Origin of the sequence: Geobacillus sp. PK12, assembly GCF_004123125.1 — a bacterium.
GTDB classification, from domain to species: Bacteria; Bacillota; Bacilli; order Bacillales; family Anoxybacillaceae; genus Geobacillus; species Geobacillus zalihae.
Window position 1 is genome coordinate 1 of record NZ_SDKL01000079.1, and the last position, 2,215, is coordinate 2,215.

At 53.9% G+C, this 2,215-nt stretch carries 3 protein-coding genes; 2 read left to right on the forward strand and 1 reads right to left on the reverse strand.

Features of this window, described 5'->3' with window-relative positions; genetic code table 11:
* The first annotated feature begins 80 nt into the window (after window positions 1-80).
* Entirely contained in the window at window positions 81-656 is a 576-nt protein-coding gene (gene narJ, locus ETR37_RS17580) for a nitrate reductase molybdenum cofactor assembly chaperone (RefSeq protein WP_060788103.1), read from the forward strand.
* Entirely contained in the window at window positions 632-1,336 is a 705-nt protein-coding gene (gene narI / locus ETR37_RS17585) for a respiratory nitrate reductase subunit gamma (RefSeq protein ID WP_015374920.1), read from the forward strand. Before narJ ends, narI begins: the two co-directional genes overlap by 25 nt.
* 176 nt (window positions 1,337-1,512) lie before the next feature.
* Here the strand turns inward: narI and ETR37_RS17590 are convergent, their stop codons facing one another.
* Window positions 1,513-2,043 (reverse strand): hemerythrin domain-containing protein, encoded by a 531-nt coding sequence (locus ETR37_RS17590; RefSeq protein WP_015374921.1) that lies wholly within the window; start codon window positions 2,041-2,043, stop codon window positions 1,513-1,515.
* Window positions 2,044-2,215: the final 172 nt, after the last annotated feature.

Consider the following 2,215-nt stretch of genomic DNA (forward strand, 5'->3'; position numbering starts at 1 on the left):
TATCGTCTTAAAAATTTTATACCGCTAACTTGACGGGTATGGGCTCCCGCCCCCTTCAACAATGAAATGGAGGATTTACGATGAACAGCGAACAACAGCAAACGGTCTTTTTGTGTGTATCGTATTTGTTGTCTTACCCGGACGAACAGTGGGCCCAATCGCTTCCTGACTGCCTAGACGCCATCCGCTCGCTTGACGATGAGGCCGTTCGCGCACCGCTTTTGGCGTTTGCCGAACAAATCAACTTCATCCCAGCCCGTCAGCGGATGGAGCAATATGTCGAAACATTCGATTTCGGCAAAAAAACAAATTTGTACTTGACGTATATGACAAACGGCGAGCAGCGGGAGCGCGGAATCGAACTCGTCGCCTTAAAAGCGCGCTACGAAGCGGCCGGATTCGCCGTCTCCGATCACGAGCTGCCCGACTACTTGCCGCTCATGCTTGAATGGATGGCCTATGCAGATCAAGAGCATACGACCGCCTTGCTCGCCGATTATGCCGGCCATATCCGCGAAATCGGCGACCGGCTGGCAGCGGCAGGCAGCCCGTATGCACAGCTGTTTGACGCGCTCAATCACACATTCACTCAACTCGGCGTGACGCCGCTCCCGAAAGGAGGTGCAACGGCATGGCCAGCCAATTTCTCTGGGTGATTGTTCCGTATTTGGCGCTTGTCCTATTTGTCGCCGGCCATATTTGGCGCTACCAGCGCGACCAGTTTGGCTGGACATCAAAATCAAGCGAACTGCTCGAAAAACGGCAGTTGCGCCTTGGAAGCCTTCTGTTCCACTGGGGCATTTTGTTCGTGTTTGTCGGCCACGTGATGGGCATTCTCATTCCCGAGCCGTTTTACGAAGCGCTTGGCGTGACAGAAGAGATGTACCACGCCCTCGCCTTGGCAGGCGGCATTCCGGCCGGCTTGGCGGCGCTCGCTGGTTTCGTGATCCTTTTTCGCCGCCGCTTGACGGTCAAGCGCGTACGGGTGACAAGCAGCACCGGCGACTGGGTCGCGCTCGGATTTTTGCTTGTCGTGATCACCAGCGGGTTATCATCGACATTGCTGAACGTCAACTCACATGGCTTTGACTACCGAACGACGATCGGTCCATGGTTCCGCGGCCTTCTCACATTCCGCCCGGACCCGGTTTATATGGAAACGGTCCCGCTTTGGTTCAAAATCCATATTCTCGCCGCGTTTGGCTTGTTCGCCGTCTGGCCGTTCACCCGCCTCGTTCACGTATTCAGCTTTCCGCTCCGCTACTTGCAGCGCAGCTACGTCGTCTACCGAAAGCGGATGCCCAAATCCGTCGACTCGCTTGACCGCGCCCAGTAAGCGGATGTCAGGCAGCATAAAGTCCCCAACCAAGACCGTTATCACGAAAAACGGGATGCCGTTCATCCGCCTCCCGTCCCTCTCCGTCACGGACCGGCGCCAACCCGACTCATCCGCGTGCCATGAAGAAAACGGGATGCTCCATACAAAGAAGCGTCCCGTTTTCCATTCCATCGTCACTCGTTCATGCGTGCAAACAGCTCCTCTTTCTCCCCGTCCGACAACAGCCGCTCGGCCATCGGGAAGAGCACGTTTTCTTCTTTCATGAAATGCTCATCCAAAATATGATGCGCCTCAACCACCGCGCCGGCGAGCGTTAACGCCTGTTCGCGGTCCACCGTTTCCGGCAAATGGGCGGTTTTTTCCAAAAACATCGAAAGACGCGCTTTCGCCTGTTCATGTTCGTATTCCATGACGGCGATGGGGCCGGTCGTCCGCCCGATGTACTTGGCCATCATCGGGAACAATACGCCTTCTTCCCGCTCCGAATGAGGATCTAAAACGGCGACGAACGATTCGACTTTTTCCCTCAAATCGGCGAGCGGCCCACGCCAGTTGCGGTCATCCGCCCCTTGGCCGATCGCTTCCGCTGCGGCGAGCACCTGCTCCATTTGGGCGCGCAACGGGCCGTGCTCTTGTTTTAATTGCGCCAAGCCAGCGCATAGTTTCACCCCTTCAGGGCCTCCCATATGGCAAAATGAATGCATCATCGATTCCTCCATTTTCATGATAAACGAAAAATGGTTGGAAAACTGTTACAAAAAAATAAACAGTTTCAATTTTTTATTAAACAGGGTAATATAACACGTTAAAATAAAGGGTTTTTTTATATAATAGCTCACATTTCGCACCCTAACAAGGTCAAAACAAAGGATTTTT